Here is a 20102-nt window from a genome sequence, read left to right as displayed (position 1 = left end):
ATCCTCAAGAGTGCGGTTGGCAGGCAGCGCTATGGCACTGTCCACCCGTCGTCGGCACAAGCAGCGACGAGAGTTTCTCGTTGCGGGAGATAGGTGTTAAGTTGACGTTCGAATACGGATGTGGGGTCGACATCGATCCCCAATTCGACGGCATAGGCGCGAAGACTATTCTCCCCCGTCGATGATGCCGGTGGCGAACGCGTGGTTTTTGCTTCGATGAATTCGGCGACGGCGCTCTCGATCACAACCGTAATTCCCCGGACTGGCTCGTGCTCTGCTTGTTGAATTCGAAGGAGGAAGGCGGCATCGGCCAGTAGGAGCACTGCTGGCGCTGCAGCGGTTGCCGCTCTGGCGCTGTGAAAGTACCGCAGTACCGGGTATGCGCGTTGGGATTCAGCAGCTTTGCTCACCAGCGACGCCACGCTCGCTACGTAGTTCTGCATCGAATTCACGGGGTCGTCGAGCTGAGCATGGCGCACTACGCTCACCGGGTTGTCGCCGAGCGCGCGAACCCCAGACGCCATCGCGCGTCGGGCAATCGCCGCAGAGACGACGGAGATAACGTACGACAGCGAGAGTGTGAGCACGAACGTGCCCAGGAGTGCCATTGTGGTTGCGATAGCGGTCCACGGATAGCCATCCGGAACCAAATCCCCGTAACCGAGCCCTGTCAAGGTAGTCGGAACAAAGTAGAAAACTTGCCCGGGGTCTGAGGCAATTCGGGTGGTGTTGTTAACCACTGAGCCGGGATGAGCAACATAAATCAGCCAAGTGCCAAACACGAGTAGTCCATACCAAACCAAGATCGAGATCACGACCATGAGTGGACCGGTCATGCTCAGCGCCCGGTGGATCGGGGTGCGGCGATGGATCGCCAAGAGGGTTTTCCACATCGGGCGCGACCATGCGCGGGTCAGCGGACCGGCCGTTGAGGTACTCAGAATAGTCAGAAAAACATCGACAAGGACCATCAGGATGACGGCAACGCCGAGCACGGTCAGAACCACCGGCATCCGCCCCACCTCTTCCCGTTCGGATCAGGTGCACTCCTGATCGCGCCGATAGTGAGTGACCACGCTACCAGCAGGAGCAATCCGGACCGTGCTGCCGTTATGCGTCTCGCTCCCCAGATTCGTGTGCTGGCCCCACATGAGCGTCTCAGTAATCGTGCCAACGCCATCTGTCTCGGTCGCAGTGCTCAAAAGCGGACCCCGCAGTTCGAGCACCGCGTCGCGAATTGGTTCACCCCAAGCGTCGAATGCCGCGACGTCGAGCTAGGCAAGTTCGCGAATGGCAGCCACAAACTCGTCAATGTCAGCAGCCTCATGCGCGAACGACACCACGATGCGCACGACACCAGGCTCCCAACGGTTGGTGTAGAAACCAAAACCGCGATCGTGGAGCGCTTCTGAGAGCTCGTCAGGGAAGACGGCGAAGAGGATATTGCTGCCGGGTTCGCTCGTGACGGTCACGCCTGCGACATCCGCGATCCCCGCGCGCAGCCGCGCCGCCATTGCGTTCGCCTGACGGGCGTTATCGAGCCACAAATCATTGGTGAGGTAGGCGTCGAGCTGGGCGGCCTGAAACCGCATCTTGGAGGTCAGTTGGCCACCGCGCTTGTGCCGGAACGACAACTCCGTTGCGAGGGTCGGATCGAAGGAAATAATGGCATCCGCAGTGAGCGCACCATTCTTTGTTGCGCCAAACGAGAGCATGTTTACGCCGAGCTTCCAGGTCATTTCGGCAGGGCTGACGTCGAGTGCAACGAGTGCGTTTGCGAAGCGGGCGCCATCCATGTGGATGCGGAGCCCTGCCTCACGGGCGATTGTTGTCAGCTCGCGCAGCTCATCAATCGTGTACACGCTGCCGGTCTCCGTTACCTGCGTAATGCTGAGCACCGAGGCCTGAACACTGTGAACGTCGCCCCGGCCGGCGTGCGCCGCCACCCGCAACTCATCCGGGTCAATCTTGGAGTGCTCGCCACCCAGCAAGACGATCTTTGAGCCATCGGTGAAGAACTCCGGCGCGCCAGCCTCATCATTGTTTATGTGGCTATCCGCATGCGCGAGAATGCTTCCCCACGGGCGCGTCAATGCCGCAAGACCAATCCCGTTTGCCGCCGAACCCGTACCGACCGCGAAGACGTCGAGCTCGCACTCGAACGCTGCCGCCATCTTGGCACGCATCCGGGCCGTGAGCGGATCATTGCCATAGGGAGCTGCCGGGCCAGCGGATGCCGCAACAACGGCATCCAATATCTGTGGCGAAGCACCGGCAGCGTTGTCACTCAAATACCCGCGCAGGATGGAATCGGTCGAGGTCATGGCAGCTTTCTGTAACGAGAAATACGGTATGCCAATCGATGCACCGTCGGGCCTTGAGCCAGCGGGTGCTACCGACAGTTTCGCCACCGCGGTAGCGCAACTGTCAAGTGTTCGGCAACGATCAGCACTGCTCCGAGCCACTCACACCGATGATAACTTGCGGCGGCTGTGTGGGATAGGCACGAGGGGTTGAATCGGAGATAGAGTACATCTTCACTGCCGCACGATTCACCGCACAGTGTCTGATGTCTTCAATAGTGTGAACTCGAAGGAGTAGAAAACTATGACGATTGCCTCACCCCGTCCGACCGAAGGTTCAGCAGACAAGGCACGCCCGACGGTGGCGTGGACAAGCATCCAAGCTGGTCTCTGGGTGGGCAACGTTGGCGGTGAATTCGCTGGCATGATCGAGCGAAGTTCCCGCGGTGAATACTTCATCACCGACGAGCACGCGCACCCACTCGGCACTTGCACAACGCTCGACGAAGCGAAGGCGCGCCATCAGCGACAGCTTCAGCTGACACAATCCGCGGCGGCCAAGGGCGCGGCTAAACCTACGATCTAGTTCTCGACCTGTGCTCGCAGACCCACCCTCGGCGCGGTGCAGGTCGGCCAGTTAGACTCGGCTCATGAGCCGAAATAGGATCGCGTATCGCGCAAGCGCCCGCGAAAAGCTTCGGCGCGGCGCCATGACTGGGGCACGCTGATGGGCACCAGCCACAACCACGCCACCGGAAATAGGAACCGCACTCGGTTGCTCATCGCCTTCATCATCACCGTCGGCGTCTTTATCGCTCAGGCAATCGGTGCGATTGTCACTGGCAGCCTCGCGCTACTCGTCGACACCGCGCACATGCTCACCGATTCTGCTGGCCTTCTCATGGCACTGCTCGCGGCCGGACTCATGCAACGCCCCGCGACCGCCACCCACTCGTGGGGCCTCAAACGCACCGAAGTTCTCAGCGCGATGGCCCAATCGAGCTTGCTTTTTGCGGTCGGTATTTACGCCCTCATCGAGGGCGTGCGACGACTCTTCGATCCACCCGAAATCCAGCCAACAGGTTTGCTGATTTTTGGAATCATCGGCCTCGTCGCCAACATCGCCGCCATGATCGTGCTGACCGGCGGGCGCAACTCGAACCTCAACATGAAGGCCGCGTTCCTCGAAGTCGTCAACGACGCCCTCGGGTCTGTCGGTGTGATCCTCAGCGCAATCGTGATTGCCCTCTTTGGCTGGTATCAGGCGGATGCCGTGGTCGGCATCCTGATCGCCATACTGATCGTGCCCCGCACCATCATTCTGCTCAAGGCGAGCGTCGGCGTGCTGCTGGAGTCCACCCCCAAGGGCATCGATCCCGCAGACGTTCGTGCACACATTATGGATATGGAGCATGTGACTGATGTGCACGACCTCCACATCACCCGCATCTCCTCTGACCTGCCCGTGCTCACCGCCCACGTGATCGTCGAAGACTCTTGCTTCATCGACGGCCATGCCGCCGAAATGCTTCCCTCGCTGCAGAAGTGCGTCGCTGAACACTTTTCACTGAGCATCGAGCACTCAACGTTCCAAATCGAGCCCGAAAGCAACATCGACCGGGAGCACGTTCACCACCGCTAGTGCAGCATTGGGCTTCTAGGCTGCCCGCTCCGTCACAATGGTCGCAATGAGATCCGCTTGAGCCAGTGAGCGCTCTTGAACAGCAGGCAGGTGCTGCCGCAGCGACGCAGCAACCTCGGTGCGCGCCTCGGCAAGCTGCTCGAAGCGCGCTACAAGCGCGCCAAGTTCCGCTTCGCTGTGGGGCATTGCCCACTCTTCTGCCTCAAACATCTCAAGCACCTCTTGGTACTTGTGGCTCCACCCGATTACGAGTGTAGGCACGGCCATAGCCAACGCCGAGACCATTGCATGAAAACGACTTGCAACGAAGAGATCGCACTCGCCAATAATGTAGCGAAGCTGCTGTGACGGCAGCTCCTTGTCGATAAACAGCAGATTCGTATCGGCTCCTATGCGATCGAAAATCTCACGGCAGAGCGGCAGATCATTGTTATGCGTCTTCGTCGAGTCTTCACGCGCGCTGTGAGGCAGGATTACGACCTTGCGGCCGGAGGTGAGGAGATGCTTGATGAAATCGGCAGTCTGCCCGATGTAGTCACCGTCGCGAGCATCGACCTTTTTCTGCAGAACGACGCTTGGCGACACACCAACGACAGTGCCCGATTCAAAAAACGTCATATCAAATTCGCGCGAAACTACAGCACCTTCGCTGCCATCAAGCTGCAGCGAGAATGCGTAATCGGCACCCGCATAGAGGTTCGATAGGCCCAGAGCTTCGGCAAACTCATGAGTCTTCGCCCCCCGGGTAACGATGGTGTGCACCTTGGGCAAGAAGAAGCGTGCCGCACGGCGGTTTACTGGGTTCTTGAATGGGCCGATCGCCTGAGCGCACTTGAAAACCGGGGTCTTCACAAACATCGCAGGAAGAATGGATGCCACGTTGTACAGCAGAAACTTCTCGCGACCATCAGTGAAAGTAATACCCCCCTGATCAAGGAGCACTTGTGACTTCGCCACGGCGGCGATCGCCTTAGACTTTTTGCGGATGAGCGGCCGAAGCGGCGGAATTACTCGGTACAGCAGAGCGAGCGAATTGATGGTCACACCGAGTTGGCGCGGTTGCGCAGCCACGATGTCGAGGTTGTCGTAGACGTTCTGAGCGCGATCCTCTTCCGGATACATGCTGAGCAGGGTGAAACTGACACCGGGAATGCGCGGACTCAACGTCTGAATCGCGCTCTCCAGCATCGCTGAAGCGCCCTTATTACCTGCTAACGCAGAACCGATGATCGTAATGTGTGGAGCCGTCACTATGCACTCTTTCCGCGCTGCTTGACAGCCGTGTAGCCGGGGCCAAATTCAATCCTTTTCGTGCGCTCCATTGAGTCCTCCAGCAGAATGCGGTTGATGCGCATGAGGTCGGCGAGCAGACCAAGCGCGAAGCTCAACAAGCCTCCAACAAGCAATGCAGCACCAAGAATCAGCGACTGGATGTGGTCGCCCGTAGTGCCCGACAGCCACAGAATTAGATAGCGAACGAATGGAATCAACGAAGCAACAGTGAGCGCAGTTCCCAACGGCAAGAAAAACGCCAGCGGGCGGAACATGAGGTAGCTACGAATGATAGCTCTTGCGGACTCTCCCACATGCTGCCAGATCGACGAGAACAAGCGAGACTCGCGAGTCTTCGCATTCGTCTCGATCGGAACGCTCGCCAAGCGCATCCTCTTGTGGCCCGCCTGGATGATCGTCTCCATGCAGTAGCTGAACTCGGTGACGACGTTGAGCCGGAGCAGCGACTCGCGTGAGTACGCGCGGAATCCGCTCGCGGCATCCGGAACATCAGTTCCTGCAGCCATGTTGACAACCCGACTGCCGAAGCGCTGAAGGAGTCGCTTGAAGGGCGAGAAGTGAGCGATGGTGGCCGTTTGACGGTCGCCGATTGCGATGTCTGCAGACCCACTCATCAACGGTGCGATGAGATCGGGGATTCGGTCCTGGGGATACTGGTTATCGCCGTCCGTGTTCACAACGATGTCGGCACCGTGAGCGAGCGCGTAACTGACGCCGTCGGAGAACGAGCGAGCCAAGCCCCGGTTGCCGGAGTGGCGCACAAAGTGAATGACGCCGTGTTCCTTGGCCACCTCGATGGTGCGATCGGTTGAACCATCATCGATCACTAAAACGTGCAGCTCGTCTACACCGGGGATATCTTTCGGAATCGACTTGAGAACGAGTGGCAGAGTGTGCTCTTCATTCAAGCAAGGGATTTGAACGAAAACTTTCACGAGAAAATCAGCTCCAGGTGCGAAAGATTCAGCGCGTGAATCTTAGATTGTGGCGGCGTATAAACGGAAGTCAGTGAGGCACATTAAGTGCCCTGAACGAGCTTAGGGGGTCGACGCCTCAACGAAACCCTGAGCAACAAGTAGAACAATGCCACCAGGGCATCCGCAACCGTACTCAGTAGCCGAGCAAGCAGCGCGAGAATAACCGCCTGTGCTGGAGTGACATATTGAAGAGCAAATGCGAAGACTACCGCTTCGCGCACCCCGAGACCGCTGGGAACAAAAACTGCCAAGATGCCGATAGCCCCTGCAAGTACATACGCTGCTCCAAGAGGAAGCCACGCGGCTGGCGACACGTCAAGAAACGATGCAGCGACCACAACGAATCCAACCGCATTGATAATTCGCGGGCCGACAAAACTTACGAGGTAGCCGCCAACCGCGACTGGCGGAAGGAAGTACTCCTTCGGAAGTTGCTGTTTGAGAATCCGCTGTGCCCCGAAATTCATGACCGGATGGAATAGCCTGCGGTCGAGTACCACGAGCAGAGGGATAAGGGCGAGGAGGGGAAGAAGCAGCGTGATTGCGTTGTCTTGGAATACGGCGAGGCCAACGCTGACAAGCAAGATTGCCGCGCTGGGAACAATGGATGAGATTTGAAGGAAAACATTCTCATAGATGAACGAAATCACCATCACGCTGCGGCTGATGCCGCGCTGTTTGCCCCACAGAATCTTATTGAGCAGTGACCCTACCTGGCCTGGCACGTACTTGAGCAGCCACGATGCAGAGTGCACAGCCATAGCTTCCCGAGGTGACACGGCCGGTCGGTCGGTGAGCCGATTGACGATTGCGCCCCACAGCAGACCAGAGATCGGCACCGCGACGGCAAATAGCGCAACCCCAGCAACCATCAGCCAATTGAACTGCAACTGCTGCGCTTGAACCTCGGCCCAGTTGTCAGAAAGAGCGCGCCAGAACAGTACAGCGATGAATGCAAGGACTACCGCGGTAAGCCCGTACCTCAGAAGTCGCTTAGGTAGCTTCGACGATGACGGGGTGGTCATCGCAACTTGTTGTATGAGCGGAAGGTGTCGAGTTCCTTCTTCTGCGAGTAAGGGACAAGGCCCTCGGGGTGCGAGTAGCCAACGGCGATCAACATGATCACTCGATCGGTGACGTCGAGGCTGAGCGTCTTCTGCATCTTGGCTTCAAGCGGCTCGAAGTCGGGCCAGTTGATCACGCTTGAACTGAGCCCAAGAGTTTCTAAACCAAACATGAATGACATCGCGGCCAGTGACGAGTCAATGTAGATCGCATGTCGGTCGCGCGGGCTGAAGTAGCTCTCCAACTTGCCCACAACCACGACGATCGTTGGGATGTTTTGTGCGTAGCCTGTTGCACCGAACGGTAGGCCAGCGATTGTGCTGACGATGGCCGGGTCGTCGAACACGCGGAACTCGTAAGGCAAACGATTGCACGCCGTGGGCGATTGGCGTCCGACGAGGAGAGCTTTGTCGACCAGTTCGCGGGGTACCGGCTTCTGTTCAAACCAGCGAACTGAACGACGCTGCATTGCTAGTTCGTGAAGCTGATCGTACGAAATGCTCGACAGGTTCTTTTTCACATAGGGTACCTTGCCGTTGTCGGAGGGGTGATATTCCAGCTCGAAGAAGCGCTTGCGCGCTGAATCTACGACCGGATCGCTCCCCGTGCTGACGCGGAAGTACTCCGTCAAGACGTTGTTAGCCCACTCGACTTCGCTCGCTTCCAGCGAAGATGGATCTGTCGAGCACTGGCGAGCGGCCAGCTCGTAAAATTCGACCGTCTCGGTGATGTAATCCCGCGCAAAGATGTCCCGCCGAGGCATCATGATGATGCCCTTTTCCAGGCGATGGATGTTGCGACGCAACTCCACGCGCGAGGTTCGGTCGTGATTCTTGTTTCGGTAGTAATTTCGACGCCCGCGGAGGACGCCCGCTTGCTCGCGGTTGAATGCAAGAAACGCGAACATATAAAAAAAGTGCGCAAGGATTCGACTCGAACCGAATGTTTCGAGAAATACTCGATTGACGAGCTCATAGCACTTTCGAATCCACGAAATCGCTAAAAGATTCGTAGCGATGGTCTTGAGTTTTTTCAGCAAATTCTCTCCGCACTCCAGAACGTCACGAGGCGCCGAGCCCGCTCAGCTGAGCGCAGGCACGTCAACGCCACAGCAACTATATCTGCTACGAAGCCAAGGAGATTGGCGCTGGTGCGGAGGATGGGGCCGATGAGCGACGGCGCCACTGACCAACACCGAGCGCGATGAGCACGTAGAACAGCGCAACGGGGATGAGCTGAATCCACATCCGGTTGAGAGAGTCACCGTCGCCCACCCGGTACGCCGCGTCGCGCAAATAAGCGAGCAAGAACCCTAGCGGAATAAAACTCGTCAGCGGGAATCGGAGGTTGACCCGATTCGGTGTCGCGATAAAGGACGCGATCACAAGCAGCGCCACGATGAATATGAGCGACAGACCCCACGAACCAGCGCCGAGAAACACATTCTCAAACGTCGCTGAAACGCTTTCGATCAGGATCTGCGGTTCACGAACAAAAAGCGCAAGAAGTGCTAACCACAGAACAACCTCAGTAAGCACCAAAACGAGGCGACCACGCTTCATGAGCTGATTCCACTGGAGTAAGGGGATGGCGGCAAGAATCATGACGCCGAACCCGAGCAGACCCCAGATCGAGAAAGCAACGGAAAGCCCCTGAGCGAGATACACGGCAGCCATGAATGATTGCCACGCAATAGTTCCTGCCCCAAGCACCGCCAGAAGAACTGACTTATGAATTCTGCTTACCGAATGATGGAACAGGATCGGTAACAGTACAAGAAATACCAAGATCGATGACTCTGCGCGCACAAAAACCAGCGCTCCAACAGCGAGCGCCATTGCGATGACGAGAGCCGTTTTCTTGACCGAATCGGTTGAGACCAGCATCCACCCGCCACCGACGACGACAAGCATGAACATGCCGAACAACAGGTGGCCGTTGAGATAGAAGGCATGGAAGACAAAACGGTTCATTGATACGAGGAACACGACCCCCCCAACGACAAGCAGGGTCAACGCGCAACGGCTGAGGTGAGGCGACAGCGACTCCCACAGCATCCACGCGAGAAGTGCGAGCAGGAGCGCTGCTATGAGCGGAGTGATCGACTGCACATAGTATTCGCCGCCAAGATTCGCTGCGGCGTGCAACTCGGGCACCCCGATGAGCCTCTTGGGGAGAAGCGAGGTGGACGCGATCGTGATGTTGTTGCTCGCAATAAGTGATCCGTTGAGCAGATACTGCAAGCTGTCGTTCGACCAGGCAACCTGCGGAAGCGCACGAAACACAGCCACTGATCCGACCACGCCAGCGACGATGATCGCCGCCCAGCCTGGCCGAAGACCGAACTCCGCTCGCTTACTCAGCCGGAGCCACAACCACAGTGTGCTGGGAATAAGCACCGTCAGCGCGATTGTGAGGATCGGAGAGCTTGTCACCGGGGTCATCACTTGAATCGCACCAATGCAGAGGTAGAGCGCGAGGCCCGCGGTCGCTCCCAAGATCGGAACCCCAAGGCCGCGAGCGCCGAAAGACTGCATGAGGGCGGATCCCCCGAGAACAATAGCCAAGATTAGGGTTACTTCAACGATCATCCGTTGACCCCGCTATTCGGCACTAGGCAGCTATCCACGACAACAAATGCTTCCCCAGCGTCTTCTGGCAAATGGCCAATCAGAAGAGAGGGAACATCGGCACTGTCACATGTTCCGCGCACATAGAACCAGTTCTCACTCCGGTGGCCGTGCCCGTCATAGAGACCAGTCTGAACGGATGACACATCTGGACTATCGAGAAGACTGTCTAGTGTCGTTTCATCGGAGAGCGAAATTGCTGAGAGTTCAAAGCTCTCGGCCTTGGCAAAGCCCAGAGTGAGGAATCTGGTGACTACGAAAGCGACTTCATCGTTTGCAGACATCGTTATTTCGGCAGCAGGCTGGTCTTCAGAAATGGCCCAATAGAGCCCGTATGCTCGATTGACCGCCGCGTTTCCACCCGCAATTTCGACGATGTCAGAACTCGGCTTGCGACTAATCGCCTCATAGTTGTCGGGTGCAGCCTCATCGATACTCTGAAACTGGAGGATATTGGCGACTATCGCGATCGCGAGCACGCCGATCAGCGCTATACGTGCAGTCCCCATCACTTTGTAAGTGTATCGGGTGTTTCTCTTGCAAGAAGTTGAACGGGGACATTCGTGTTAAACACCACTCATTCAAATTATGATTTGTATGACGCCCGCAAACGAGTGGAATTTGTTGTCAGTGCTAAAGCGCTGAGACACAGCAGCGGACACGTCGGATGGTGCACGCCACAAGTGCGCACCAGTCGCCAGTGTCATGCATGAGAGGAATCAACGATGAAAGCCCTCTATAAAGACAAGGCCGGACCAGGCCTCATCTTGGCCGAACGACCAGAGCCCACCCCGGGGCGTGGAGAGGTCAAGATCCGTGTCGCCCGCACAGGGATTTGCGGCACCGACCTGCATATTGAATCGTGGGATGTCTGGGCCGCCGGTGCTATCAACGCTCCCCTCATTCCGGGCCACGAATTCTCGGGCCACGTCGTTGAACTCGGCGAAGGAATCACCTCGGTTGAGGTCGGCGCCCTCGTCTCTGGCGAAGGTCACGTCGTCTGCGGCCACTGCCGCAACTGCCGTGCTGGCCGTCGCCACCTGTGCAAGTTCACCTCCAGCATTGGCGTGAACCGCGATGGGGCATTCGCTGAGTTTGTTGTCATTCCGGAACAGAATGTGTGGCAGCATCCACTCGATATCGACCCGGAGCTTGCCGCAATCTTTGACCCGCTCGGCAATGCCGTGCACACCGCACTGTCGTTCCCGATGGTTGGGGAAGACGTGCTCATCACCGGAGCTGGACCCATCGGGCTCATGGCCGCCAAAGTTGCCCACCATATTGGTGCCCGCCACATCGTGATGACTGATGTCAACGAGCAGCGACTCCAACTCGCCCGCGATATGGGAGTGAGCCTCGCGATCAACGTGTCCAAGGTGCGCATCGCCGAAGCGCAAGAGCAACTGGGAATGAAGGAAGGCTTCGATATCGGCCTCGAAATGAGCGGGCACCCCACTGCCTTGCCCGAGATGATCAGCAACATGAATCAGGGCGGCCGCATCGCCATGCTCGGTCTCCCCGCGGAACCAATCAGCATTGACTGGGCGACCGTCGTGACCCACATGATCACCATCAAGGGCATCTACGGCCGCGAGATGTTCGAGACTTGGTACGCGATGAACGCCATGGTGCACACCGGTTTGGATGTCTCAGGCGTCGTCACTGACAGGTTCCCCGCCGAGCGCTGGGAAGAAGCATTCGCGACCGCCCGCCGCGGCAACAGCGGCAAAGTCATCATCGATTGGTCGTAGCCCGACTGGGCGCCACCCGGCCTAGCGACCTGCAGACCCAACTCGGTCGCCCCACACGATTTTAGGAGAACACAATGTACGGAACCGTTCGCGAACAACTCAACGAAACTCTGGGAGAGATCCGCTCGGCAGGCCTCTACAAGACCGAGCGCCAGCTCGATACCGCCCAGTCGGCCCACGTGGAGTCGGCAGGAAAACCGGTGCTCAACTTCTGCGCCAACAACTACCTCGGTCTCGCTAACCACCCACGACTCGTCGCCGCCGCCAAGGAAGCTCTCGACGACTGGGGGTTCGGGATGGCGAGCGTGCGCTTTATCTGCGGCACCCAGACCCAGCATGTTGAGTTAGAGAACCGGCTCTCGGCGCTGCTGAGCATGGAGGCGACCATCCTGTTCCCCTCCTGTTTCGATGCGAACGGCGGCATCTTTGAGGTGCTGCTCGGTGCCGAGGATGCGGTGATTTCGGATGAACTCAACCACGCGTCGATTATCGACGGAATTCGCCTGTCGAAGGCGGCGCGCTACCGTTACAAGAACCGCGACATGGCCGACCTTGAAGCCCAGTTAATAGCGGCGAAGGATGCCCGACGCCGCCTCATCGTCACCGACGGAGTCTTCTCGATGGACGGCTATCTTGCCCCCCTCGAAGCGATCTGCGATCTCGCCGAACAGTACGACGCAATGGTCATGGTCGACGACTCGCACGCCGTGGGCTTCGTCGGCGACACCGGCGCGGGAACCCCCGAACACTGCGGTGTCTCCGACCGCGTCGACATCATCTCGGGCACCCTCGGCAAAGCACTCGGCGGCGCCTCGGGTGGATACATCAGCGCTCACGCCGAAATCGTGGAACTGCTTCGGCAGCGCGCCCGCCCCTACCTGTTCTCCAATGCTGTCGCCCCGTCGGTGGTGGCAGGCTCGATCGAAGCGCTCAACCTTGTGGCTGACGGTGCGGAGAGCCGGGCGAAGCTGAAGTCTAACGCAGAGCAGTTTCGCAGCGGTATGGCTGAGGCCGGGTTCACGCTACTGCCGGGCGAGCATCCCATCATTCCGGTCATGTTCGCGGATGAGCACGAAGCTGTTGCGATGGCGGATGCTCTGCTCGAGCATGGCGTCTACGTGATCGCCTTCTCGTTCCCCGTCGTGCCTCTAGGAAAAGCCCGTATTCGCGTGCAGGTGTCGGCTGGCCACTCCAGCGACGACATCACTCGCTGTGTTAAGGCTTTTGTTGCGGCTCGGGAGTCGATCGCGGCGTAGCGGATCCCTGAGACGGCGATTTTCGTGGTGGGGGAAATATCCCGCAACGCAGCCACGTTGACCTTGCTATGAAAGCAATTGTCTACAGCGAGACCGGTGACCCCTCCGTACTTCAGCTCGTTGATCGGCCGTTCCTCGAACCCGGGCCTGACGAGGTGCGCGTTCGGATCGTGGTGAGTGGTGTGAACCCCACTGATTGGAAGTCGCGCCGCGGCGGGGCTCCCGGCCAGGCGTTGCCCTTCGATGATGTTGTTCCCGGCCAAGACGGCGCCGGTATCGTCGAGGCAATCGGCTCTGACGTGCAGCATGTCAGCGTCGGCGACCGCGTCTGGCTAGCACTCGCCGCCTATCAACGCGCAAGCAGTGGCGCGAGCCAAGAAACCTCCGTGCTTCCGGCAGAACGGGTCTTCGCCCTTCCCGCTAGCGCCAGCTTTGACCAGGGTGCGAGCCTCGGTGTTCCTGCGATCACGGCGTACCGCGCGCTGACGGTGGCCGAAGACGGACCAGGTCGACTTCATCCGGGCGCCCTCGCCGACAAGGTCGTGCTCGTGGCTGGTGGGGCGGGTGCCGTGGGCCACGCAGCGATCCAACTTGCTCGCTGGGGCGGAGCAACCGTCGTCACCACAGTGAGCGGGCCGGCGAAAGCTGCACTCGCGACCGCCGCTGGCGCACAGCACGTGCTTACTTACACCGACGCCGACATCGTCGAGCAGATTCGTGCGATTGCACCGGACGGCGTGGACCTCATCGTCGAAGTCGCACCCGCCCAGAATGCTGAACTCGACCTCGCCGTCATCCGCAATCGTGGGTCAATCGCCGTTTACGCCAACAATGGCGGAGACCTCGTGACTCTCGACGTTCGCCGCCACTTCAGCCTCAACGTGCGCTACCAATTTGTGCTGCTCTACACGGTGGGCCCCGCTGTCCTTCATGCTGCGGCCGAGGCCATCAACGCTGCACTTCGCGACGGCGCGCTGAGCGTAGGCGAAGAGACTGGTTTGCCCCTCCACCGTTTCGACCTTGCACACACAGCGGATGCCCATGCCATGGTCGAGAGCGGAGCGGTCGGCAAAGTGCTGATCGACGTTACGGCCGAATGATGCTCGCCGGGCTGTAGTCGAGAATCCGGAAGCGCCCGCAATCGATCGAGGCCGAGGAAGGATTCTCTGCGCCGGGCGGAAGCGTGAAGGGAACGCTTTGGTCGTCAACGATCAAAAATGACACCGCAGGCTGGGCAAAGTCTGCTCGGTCCACCATCCAGGCGTAATCCCGGAGCGCAAAGTCGACTTGGATGAGTTGCGACGGGTTAGCCACGTGAGTCTTGATCGCTCGTACGCTCCAGAACTGCCCAGCACCGACCGCGCCCGATTGGTTTACCCAGTTGACCGCACACTCAAGAGACGGATCTGCAGCGGTCGCTCGCTCGACGGCTGCCGGAAGCGCAACGACGAACAGCACTCCACCCAGCAGAGCGGGGATCGCGGCGACTGCGGCGAGCCGTCGCCACGGTGCTGCTGCGAGCTTCGCGGGCCGAGCATCCGCTACAAGAACAACAAGCGCGAGAGCCGGCGCGAAAGCCCAGAGTTGCAAGTAACGGGCTGCTTCGGTGCCCATCAGGATGAACCCGACGGTGGCAGCCAGTGGGGCGAACCAGGAGTACGCCGCCACAACGGCCGAGGCGATTGCGCCCTGTCGCAGCGAGCGCACCGTTAGCCATGCGCCGAGCAAGCTCAACGCAATCACCATCGCGACTGCGAAAACACCCGCGGGGCTTGAGAGTCGCTCGACGAGGAGAGACCAGTAGTAGGCGAAGGACCCGCGTGCACGCCCCGGCTGAAAATAGTTATCGGGGTTCGCCACGATCCACGGCGCCAACGGGATCCTGAGCAACAACCCAAGCACAGACCCTCCAACAAGCGCGGCGAGAGCCCACGTCGGAGATCGCCCCCACACGGCCCCCGCCCACACGACAAGCACAACGAGAACGAGCGGGGCGGTGACCCAAGCGAGATAGAGCGGATTGGAGAACACCGACACGGTTGCGACGACAAACACCGTTATCGCGAGCACTCGCTGCAGCGAAATGGTCTCGAGAATGCGGCGCGTGAGTCTGACGGTGAGAACCGCGCCGAGAACGGTCGCGGCATAGTAAGTGGTCATCGCGAGCAGGGAGGCAAGTTGCAGGCTGTCACCGTCACCGTTGCTCTCCGTCAGCGCGGTCATACATACCGCCACGAACCCCGCGGTTGCCGCAAGCGCCGCCCGGTTTCCCTTGGCGATGGTGACGGCGGCAACACGAAAGGCGAGATAGAGCCCCACAAAGTTCAGCACCGCAGACATCGCTCACTGTTCCGCAGTGCCCTCAAGGATGGAGTGCGAGAACAGCGGCACGATCATCGAGTCGCCATCGAGAAACATCAGCTCGGCCCGGCCTGCGGGCCCCGCCAAGTGGGTCACCACGGTGAGGGCGAGGGCAACAGCCGCTACCGCCCACAAGGACTCAATCGCCAGCGCTCGCAGAAAGGGGGCGGCAGATCGTTCTCTGCTGGCGACCAACGGCATCCGACTCCACTCTCCTAGCGCGGGCGCCCCACGCGCGCTCGTCCACGACAACCAGAACCTAACACCCGAGTCGTCAACTAACACCAAACACAGCATGCAAATGCGGCACGTGAGCCCTCGGTAGAGCAGGGCTCTGGCGGGCGCTGAGCGCGTGAGCTGGCGCACTTCCGCGCTGAGGCGCCGTTGTTCACTCTCGTTGGTGCTGCCTTTCGTCAGTGAAGCCGTCGCAAACTGCAAGCGCTTTCATCTATGCCCCATAGGGCAATGGCGCGGCACGCCCGCATTGCCGAAATGAACAACCTTTTCGGGGAGAAATCAGAACAACGCGTGTGCAAGCGCTTAGCTATTCTGAAAGAAAGCGATACTGTGGCGACTATGACTAGCGTTCTCCCGAGCAGCCAATGGTGGCGTTCCGCCGTGATTTATCAGATCTACCCCCGGTCGTTCGCCGACTCTAATGGCGACGGAATGGGGGATTTGCTCGGCATCCGTGACCGATTACCGGAACTCGCTGAGCTCGGCATCGACGCCGTCTGGCTGTCGCCCTTCTACACCTCGCCGCAACGCGATGCCGGCTACGATGTTGCCGATTACTGCGACGTCGACCCGCTCTTCGGCACGCTCGACGATTTCGACTCGATGACAGCGCGTGCTCACGAACTCGACCTGCGTGTGATCGTCGACCTCGTTCCCAACCACTCATCAAGTGATCACCGCTGGTTCCAAGAAGCGCTCGCCGCAGCACCCGGCAGCGATGAGCGCGCCCGCTACATTTTCCGCGAAGGGCGCGGCGAGAACGGCGAACTCCCGCCCAACAACTGGGACTCCGTCTTCGGCGGCCAAGCCTGGACCCGCACCGAAAATTCTGACGGCACCCCCGGCCAGTGGTACCTGCACCTGTTCGACAGCACCCAGCCCGACTTCGACTGGCACAATCCGTGGGTTCGCCGCCAGTTCGAAGACGTGCTTCGGTTCTGGCTCGACCGTGGCGTCGATGGATTCCGAGTGGATGTCGCCCACGGAATGATCAAAGCCGACCGCCTACCCGACTGGACCCCTCCCGTCGCGGGCGGCAGCATGGGCGGAACCGGTACCGCTGCCGACGCTGCCGAGCTTGCGGCATCCCGAGCACCGTACTGGGCTCAGGATGGCGTGCACGAGATTTACCGCGAATGGCGCCGCGTTCTCGACAGCTACGACGGCGAGCGCATTCTCGCCGCTGAGGCGTGGGTTGATCCTCTCACCGACATGGCCAACTGGGTGCGTCCCGATGAGATGCATCAGGCTTTCAATTTCCCCTATTTGGAAACTCCGTGGGCGGCTGAGCCACTTCGTGCTGTCATTGATGCATCGATTAGCGCGTTCTCTGCGGTTGACGCGCCCAGCACGTGGGTGCTCTCAAACCACGACGTTGTTCGTCATGCCTCACGACTCGCGCTCACCGCGGTGAACCCTCAAGGCCACGGTATTGGCCCGCGCTCCGCCGGTCTCCCGAATCCCGAGTTGGGCTTACATCGTGCGCGGGCTGCAACGGCACTCATGCTGTCGCTTCCGGGGAGCTCTTACCTCTATCAGGGCGAAGAGCTTGGCTTGCCCGAAGTAATCGACCTTCCCGATGAGGCCCGCGAAGACCCCACCTGGTTCCGCACCAATGGGGAACGTTACGGTCGAGATGGATGCCGCGTGCCGATCCCCTGGGAGGCTGACGCCCCCTCCTACGGCTTCGGACCCACGGCTGCCTCATGGCTACCACAACCCGCAGACTGGGCTCCGTTCGCCCGCGACGCACAGCGCAACGTCAGCGACTCGACCCTCACGATGTACATGATGGCACTCGCCCTGCGCCGAGCCCACGAACTCGGCATGGGCGAGCTCGAGTGGCTCGACTCTGGCGACAAAACGGTGCTCGCGCTGCGCAATGGCGACGTGCGTGTGTACGCCAACACGGGTGATGCTGCGGTCGCGCTACCCGCCGGCGAGGTGCTGCTTGCGAGCGGTCCGCTCGGCGACGGAAAACTGCCTGCAGACACGACTGTGTGGTTGCGCGCGTAAGCCTGTTCACGCGAATGGGTGCCCGGTCGCTAGAATCGGCAACGGCACGCTGACTGCCGGTCGGCATCCAATCTCGTCAGAATCCAAAGAAGGGCAACTGATGGTGAGCATCGAAGACGTTGCCCAGCGTGCTGGGGTCTCAACGGCCACGGTATCGCGAGCGCTCAGCGGAAATGGCCCTGTATCGGCGTCCGCTCGTGAAAAAGTTGCGGAGGCCGCGGCCGCTCTCGACTATGTCGTGTCATCGACCGCGTCGAGTTTGGCTTCGGGTCGCACCAAAAATGTTGGGCTCATGGTGCCTTATTTGGCCCGCTGGTTTTTCACCTCGGTCGTGGAAGGCGCCCAGCAAGCGTTAATGCGACACGGTTATGACGTCACGCTGTACAACCTCTCGGGGAGCGTCGCTGAACGCGAGACTGTGTTCGATGTGTTTTTGCAGCGAAAACGGATCGACGGGATCATTACTGTTTCGCTGAAGCTTTCTGCCGCCGAGGTTGAGCGGCTTCATGCGTTCGGCAAACCTGTTGTGGGGGTGGGTGGCCCGATCGAGGGTGTGCGAACCCTGACCTTAGACGATGACGCAGTGTCGAGTCTTGCTACCGGTCACTTGTTGGCGCTTGGCCATACGCGCATTGCGCACATTGGTGGCTCCGAAGACTACGATCTCGAATTCCACATCCCTACCAATCGCCGCCACGGCTACGAGGCCGCGTTGCGCAAGGCCGGGATTGAGCCACGACCAGAGTTTTTTGCCACCGCTGATTTCACGATTCAGGGTGGCTATCACGCTGCAAAGCAGCTCCTCGGCAGTCCGCTACGGCGCCCTACGGCAATCTTCGCTTCCTCCGATGAGATGGCCATTGGCTGCATTCTTGCCGCACGCGATCTAGGTTTGGTCGTGCCACGCGATATCTCCATTATCGGAATCGATGGTCACGAACTCTCAGAATTTTTTGGACTCACCACGGTCTCGCAGTATCCCCAGGCGCAGGGCGAGCATGCCGTCGAAATTCTGATGAACCTGCTCATTCCCGGCAAGCACCCTGAGATACCCGAGAACACTCCGATTGGCTATGACCTGGTAGTGCGATCGAGCACAAGTCGACCGCCAGAGTAACGGGCGCTAGTTCAGCTCCGAGGCTCGACGAGGCGTCGGGCAGCTTCGCGCACCGATGCGCTGCAGGCCTCTAAGTCTCCGGCAAATTCGGCAGAACCCAGCGAGCGCAATTCTGCGGGCGCGCGTTCCCAGTTGCTGGCGACGGCGAGCAGTAGAGCTAGCAGCTCTTCGGGGTTCCAGGTGTTGTCGACAATGCCACGGTGTTGAGCATCGCGGATAACCTCGAGTTTGTGTCGATAACCTTCGACACGTCCTTCGGAGAACGATCCAAGGGTGTCGACATCGTGCAGCCACGCCCACATGGTGACGCGTTGAGCGGTGTGGTCGTTGACGAAATAGTTGTGCAGGCGCACGGTGTATTCGACGAGGTCTGCGTCGATCGGCACCGCGTGGGCAAGCCTGTCAAGACCGGTCTGCATCACGTGGTCGAAGAGCGCATCCTTATCGCCGAACCACGCGTAGATGCGTTCCTTGCTCGCTTTCGCTGTTTCTGCAATGCGATTGATGCGCGCACCGGCAACGCCGTATTCGGCGAACTCGGCCGCTGCGGCCTCTAGCACGCGCTGTTTTGTTTCGCGGCCACGGAGCTGATCACGCGGCATTTCTGTCGAAACCACCAAACACCTCCAAATCGAACCGGTTGGTTTGACTTAGCCTACACGCCGACGTACTGTCGAACCAATTGGTTTGGTAAGGAGCCAATCGGTTTGATAAGGAGTTGTCATGACAAACGTACTAATGGTTCTCTCGGCTGCATCACACTGGACGCTCGCCGACGGCACACATCACCCCACGGGTGTCTGGGCAGAAGAGTTCCTCGAGCCGTACCGCATCTTTAGCGAAGCCGGCTGGAAGGTTCAGGTCGCCAGCCCCGCAGGCGCCTCCCCTACTTTCGACGCCGTAAGCCTCAGCGAAGGTGGTGTCGGCTCTGCAGAACGCGTCGCCGACTTCGAAGCACGCATCGCCGGCCTACAGTCCGTGATGCAGCATCCACTTCGCTTGGATGCCGTCAACGCCGGTGACTATGACGTGATCTTCTACCCCGGCGGCCACGGCCCCATGGAAGACCTCGCGGTCGACGACAACTCTGGCCAGCTCATCGTTGAAGCCGTGAAATCGAACACAACTCTTGGTGTGCTCTGCCACGCTCCCGCCGCACTCCTCGCCGCAAACGACAAGGCGACCGGCGAATGGGTTCTCAAGGGCCGCAAGATGACGGGCTTCGCGAATAGCGAAGAGGAGATTGGCGGTCTTGCCCCCAAGGCCAAGTGGCTCGTTGAAGATCGTCTCGTTGAACTGGGCGCCGACTACTCGAAAGCCCCCGAGCCCTTCGCCTCCTACGTGGTGGTCGACGGTCAGCTGTACACGGGGCAGAACCCCGCATCATCCGTTGCCATTGCCGAGCGCATCGTCGCCGACAAGTCATAGCGCTTCACCCGCGTTCAGCACATTCA

General features: G+C 59.6%; 19 protein-coding genes. 8 read left to right on the top strand and 11 right to left on the bottom strand.

Going from position 1 to position 20102, the window contains the following annotated elements; all coding sequences use genetic code 11:
• Nucleotides 1–29: 29 nt before the first annotated feature.
• Both AADH44_RS02290 and AADH44_RS02285 read right to left on the bottom strand, forming a co-directional pair.
• On the bottom strand, nucleotides 30–1013 hold the full coding sequence (locus AADH44_RS02290) for an ion channel (protein WP_341953821.1): 984 nt from the start codon (nucleotides 1011–1013) through the stop codon (nucleotides 30–32).
• Nucleotides 1014–1274: 261 nt separating this feature from the next.
• Nucleotides 1275–2324, bottom strand: coding sequence for a low specificity L-threonine aldolase (locus AADH44_RS02285; protein WP_341953820.1), 1050 nt, complete (start codon nucleotides 2322–2324; stop codon nucleotides 1275–1277).
• 283 nt (nucleotides 2325–2607) lie between these two features.
• Here AADH44_RS02285 and AADH44_RS02280 point away from each other — a divergent pair, with 283 nt between their 5' ends.
• Both AADH44_RS02280 and AADH44_RS02275 read left to right on the top strand, forming a co-directional pair.
• On the top strand, nucleotides 2608–2889 hold the full coding sequence (locus AADH44_RS02280) for a hypothetical protein (protein WP_341953819.1): 282 nt from the start codon (nucleotides 2608–2610) through the stop codon (nucleotides 2887–2889).
• A 141-nt stretch (nucleotides 2890–3030) separates the two neighbouring features.
• On the top strand, nucleotides 3031–3945 hold the full coding sequence (locus tag AADH44_RS02275; protein ID WP_341953818.1) for a cation diffusion facilitator family transporter: 915 nt from the start codon (nucleotides 3031–3033) through the stop codon (nucleotides 3943–3945).
• A 15-nt stretch (nucleotides 3946–3960) separates the two neighbouring features.
• Here the strand turns inward: AADH44_RS02275 and AADH44_RS02270 are convergent, their stop codons facing one another.
• From AADH44_RS02270 to AADH44_RS02245, 6 genes are all read right to left on the bottom strand, one after another.
• Entirely contained in the window at nucleotides 3961–5196 is a 1236-nt protein-coding gene (locus AADH44_RS02270) for a polysaccharide pyruvyl transferase family protein (protein WP_341953817.1), read from the bottom strand.
• Nucleotides 5196–6146 carry a glycosyltransferase family 2 protein gene (locus AADH44_RS02265; protein ID WP_341953816.1) on the bottom strand — a complete coding sequence of 317 codons (951 nt, stop codon included), beginning with the start codon at nucleotides 6144–6146 and terminating at the stop codon, nucleotides 5196–5198. The genes AADH44_RS02270 and AADH44_RS02265 overlap by 1 nt, the downstream gene beginning before the upstream one ends.
• 110 nt (nucleotides 6147–6256) lie before the next feature.
• Nucleotides 6257–7240: a lysylphosphatidylglycerol synthase domain-containing protein gene (locus tag AADH44_RS02260; protein WP_341953815.1), complete on the bottom strand. Its 984-nt coding sequence runs from the start codon at nucleotides 7238–7240 to the stop codon at nucleotides 6257–6259.
• Nucleotides 7237–8091, bottom strand: a complete 855-nt coding sequence (locus tag AADH44_RS02255; protein WP_341953814.1) for a nitroreductase family protein — start codon at nucleotides 8089–8091, stop codon at nucleotides 7237–7239. The genes AADH44_RS02260 and AADH44_RS02255 overlap by 4 nt, the downstream gene beginning before the upstream one ends.
• Before the next feature lie 313 nt (nucleotides 8092–8404).
• Nucleotides 8405–9871, bottom strand: a complete 1467-nt coding sequence (locus AADH44_RS02250) for a hypothetical protein (RefSeq protein ID WP_341953813.1) — start codon at nucleotides 9869–9871, stop codon at nucleotides 8405–8407.
• On the bottom strand, nucleotides 9868–10422 hold the full coding sequence (locus AADH44_RS02245; protein WP_341953812.1) for a hypothetical protein: 555 nt from the start codon (nucleotides 10420–10422) through the stop codon (nucleotides 9868–9870). The genes AADH44_RS02250 and AADH44_RS02245 overlap by 4 nt, the downstream gene beginning before the upstream one ends.
• A 213-nt stretch (nucleotides 10423–10635) precedes the next feature.
• On the opposite strand from AADH44_RS02245, the gene tdh reads away from it, so the two are divergent.
• From tdh to AADH44_RS02230, 3 genes are all read left to right on the top strand, one after another.
• Complete coding sequence (gene tdh / locus AADH44_RS02240; protein ID WP_341953811.1) at nucleotides 10636–11661, top strand: L-threonine 3-dehydrogenase; 1026 nt, start codon at nucleotides 10636–10638, stop codon at nucleotides 11659–11661.
• A gap of 74 nt (nucleotides 11662–11735) precedes the next feature.
• The gene (locus tag AADH44_RS02235) at nucleotides 11736–12917 is read left to right on the top strand and encodes a glycine C-acetyltransferase (RefSeq protein WP_341953809.1); all 1182 of its coding nucleotides are present in this window, start codon (nucleotides 11736–11738) and stop codon (nucleotides 12915–12917) included.
• Between the two features lie 68 nt (nucleotides 12918–12985).
• Nucleotides 12986–14017 (top strand): NADPH:quinone reductase, encoded by a 1032-nt coding sequence (locus AADH44_RS02230; RefSeq protein WP_341953808.1) that lies wholly within the window; start codon nucleotides 12986–12988, stop codon nucleotides 14015–14017.
• On the opposite strand, the gene AADH44_RS02225 is transcribed toward AADH44_RS02230, so the two are convergent.
• Nucleotides 14004–15257, bottom strand: a complete 1254-nt coding sequence (locus AADH44_RS02225; RefSeq protein WP_341953807.1) for a hypothetical protein — start codon at nucleotides 15255–15257, stop codon at nucleotides 14004–14006. The genes AADH44_RS02230 and AADH44_RS02225 overlap by 14 nt on opposite strands.
• A gap of 3 nt (nucleotides 15258–15260) precedes the next feature.
• Nucleotides 15261–15479: a hypothetical protein gene (locus AADH44_RS02220; protein ID WP_341953806.1), complete on the bottom strand. Its 219-nt coding sequence runs from the start codon at nucleotides 15477–15479 to the stop codon at nucleotides 15261–15263.
• Nucleotides 15480–15854: 375 nt separating this feature from the next.
• Here AADH44_RS02220 and AADH44_RS02215 point away from each other — a divergent pair, with 375 nt between their 5' ends.
• On the top strand, nucleotides 15855–17531 hold the full coding sequence (locus AADH44_RS02215) for a glycoside hydrolase family 13 protein (RefSeq protein ID WP_341953805.1): 1677 nt from the start codon (nucleotides 15855–15857) through the stop codon (nucleotides 17529–17531).
• A 100-nt stretch (nucleotides 17532–17631) separates the two neighbouring features.
• Nucleotides 17632–18648 (top strand): LacI family DNA-binding transcriptional regulator, encoded by a 1017-nt coding sequence (locus tag AADH44_RS02210; RefSeq protein WP_341953803.1) that lies wholly within the window; start codon nucleotides 17632–17634, stop codon nucleotides 18646–18648.
• Nucleotides 18649–18659: 11 nt separating this feature from the next.
• Here the strand turns inward: AADH44_RS02210 and AADH44_RS02205 are convergent, their stop codons facing one another.
• Nucleotides 18660–19265 carry a TetR family transcriptional regulator gene (locus AADH44_RS02205; protein ID WP_341953802.1) on the bottom strand — a complete coding sequence of 202 codons (606 nt, stop codon included), beginning with the start codon at nucleotides 19263–19265 and terminating at the stop codon, nucleotides 18660–18662.
• 106 nt (nucleotides 19266–19371) lie between these two features.
• On the opposite strand from AADH44_RS02205, the gene AADH44_RS02200 reads away from it, so the two are divergent.
• Complete coding sequence (locus AADH44_RS02200; protein WP_341953801.1) at nucleotides 19372–20076, top strand: type 1 glutamine amidotransferase domain-containing protein; 705 nt, start codon at nucleotides 19372–19374, stop codon at nucleotides 20074–20076.
• Nucleotides 20077–20102 lie beyond the last annotated feature (26 nt).

It is taken from the genome of Salinibacterium sp. TMP30 (assembly GCF_038397785.1).
Classification (GTDB): Bacteria; Actinomycetota; Actinomycetes; order Actinomycetales; family Microbacteriaceae; genus Rhodoglobus.
Note: the sequence above shows the minus strand (reverse complement) of the source record. Positions and strands in the feature narration are given on the sequence as shown.

Excerpts from the sequence above, each read along its gene's own strand:
- AADH44_RS02290 (WP_341953821.1), bottom strand. The coding sequence starts at position 1,013 with ATGCCGGTGGTTCTGACCGTGCTCGGCGTTGCCGTCATCCTGATGGTC.
- AADH44_RS02285 (WP_341953820.1), bottom strand. The coding sequence starts at position 2,324 with ATGACCTCGACCGATTCCATCCTGCGCGGGTATTTGAGTGACAACGCT.
- AADH44_RS02280 (WP_341953819.1), top strand. The coding sequence starts at position 2,608 with ATGACGATTGCCTCACCCCGTCCGACCGAAGGTTCAGCAGACAAGGCA.
- AADH44_RS02275 (WP_341953818.1), top strand. The coding sequence starts at position 3,031 with ATGGGCACCAGCCACAACCACGCCACCGGAAATAGGAACCGCACTCGG.
- AADH44_RS02260 (WP_341953815.1), bottom strand. The coding sequence starts at position 7,240 with ATGACCACCCCGTCATCGTCGAAGCTACCTAAGCGACTTCTGAGGTAC.
- AADH44_RS02250 (WP_341953813.1), bottom strand. The coding sequence starts at position 9,871 with ATGATCGTTGAAGTAACCCTAATCTTGGCTATTGTTCTCGGGGGATCC.
- tdh (WP_341953811.1), top strand. The coding sequence starts at position 10,636 with ATGAAAGCCCTCTATAAAGACAAGGCCGGACCAGGCCTCATCTTGGCC.
- AADH44_RS02235 (WP_341953809.1), top strand. The coding sequence starts at position 11,736 with ATGTACGGAACCGTTCGCGAACAACTCAACGAAACTCTGGGAGAGATC.
- AADH44_RS02230 (WP_341953808.1), top strand. The coding sequence starts at position 12,986 with ATGAAAGCAATTGTCTACAGCGAGACCGGTGACCCCTCCGTACTTCAG.
- AADH44_RS02225 (WP_341953807.1), bottom strand. The coding sequence starts at position 15,257 with ATGTCTGCGGTGCTGAACTTTGTGGGGCTCTATCTCGCCTTTCGTGTT.
- AADH44_RS02220 (WP_341953806.1), bottom strand. The coding sequence starts at position 15,479 with ATGCCGTTGGTCGCCAGCAGAGAACGATCTGCCGCCCCCTTTCTGCGA.
- AADH44_RS02215 (WP_341953805.1), top strand. The coding sequence starts at position 15,855 with ATGACTAGCGTTCTCCCGAGCAGCCAATGGTGGCGTTCCGCCGTGATT.
- AADH44_RS02210 (WP_341953803.1), top strand. The coding sequence starts at position 17,632 with ATGGTGAGCATCGAAGACGTTGCCCAGCGTGCTGGGGTCTCAACGGCC.
- AADH44_RS02200 (WP_341953801.1), top strand. The coding sequence starts at position 19,372 with ATGACAAACGTACTAATGGTTCTCTCGGCTGCATCACACTGGACGCTC.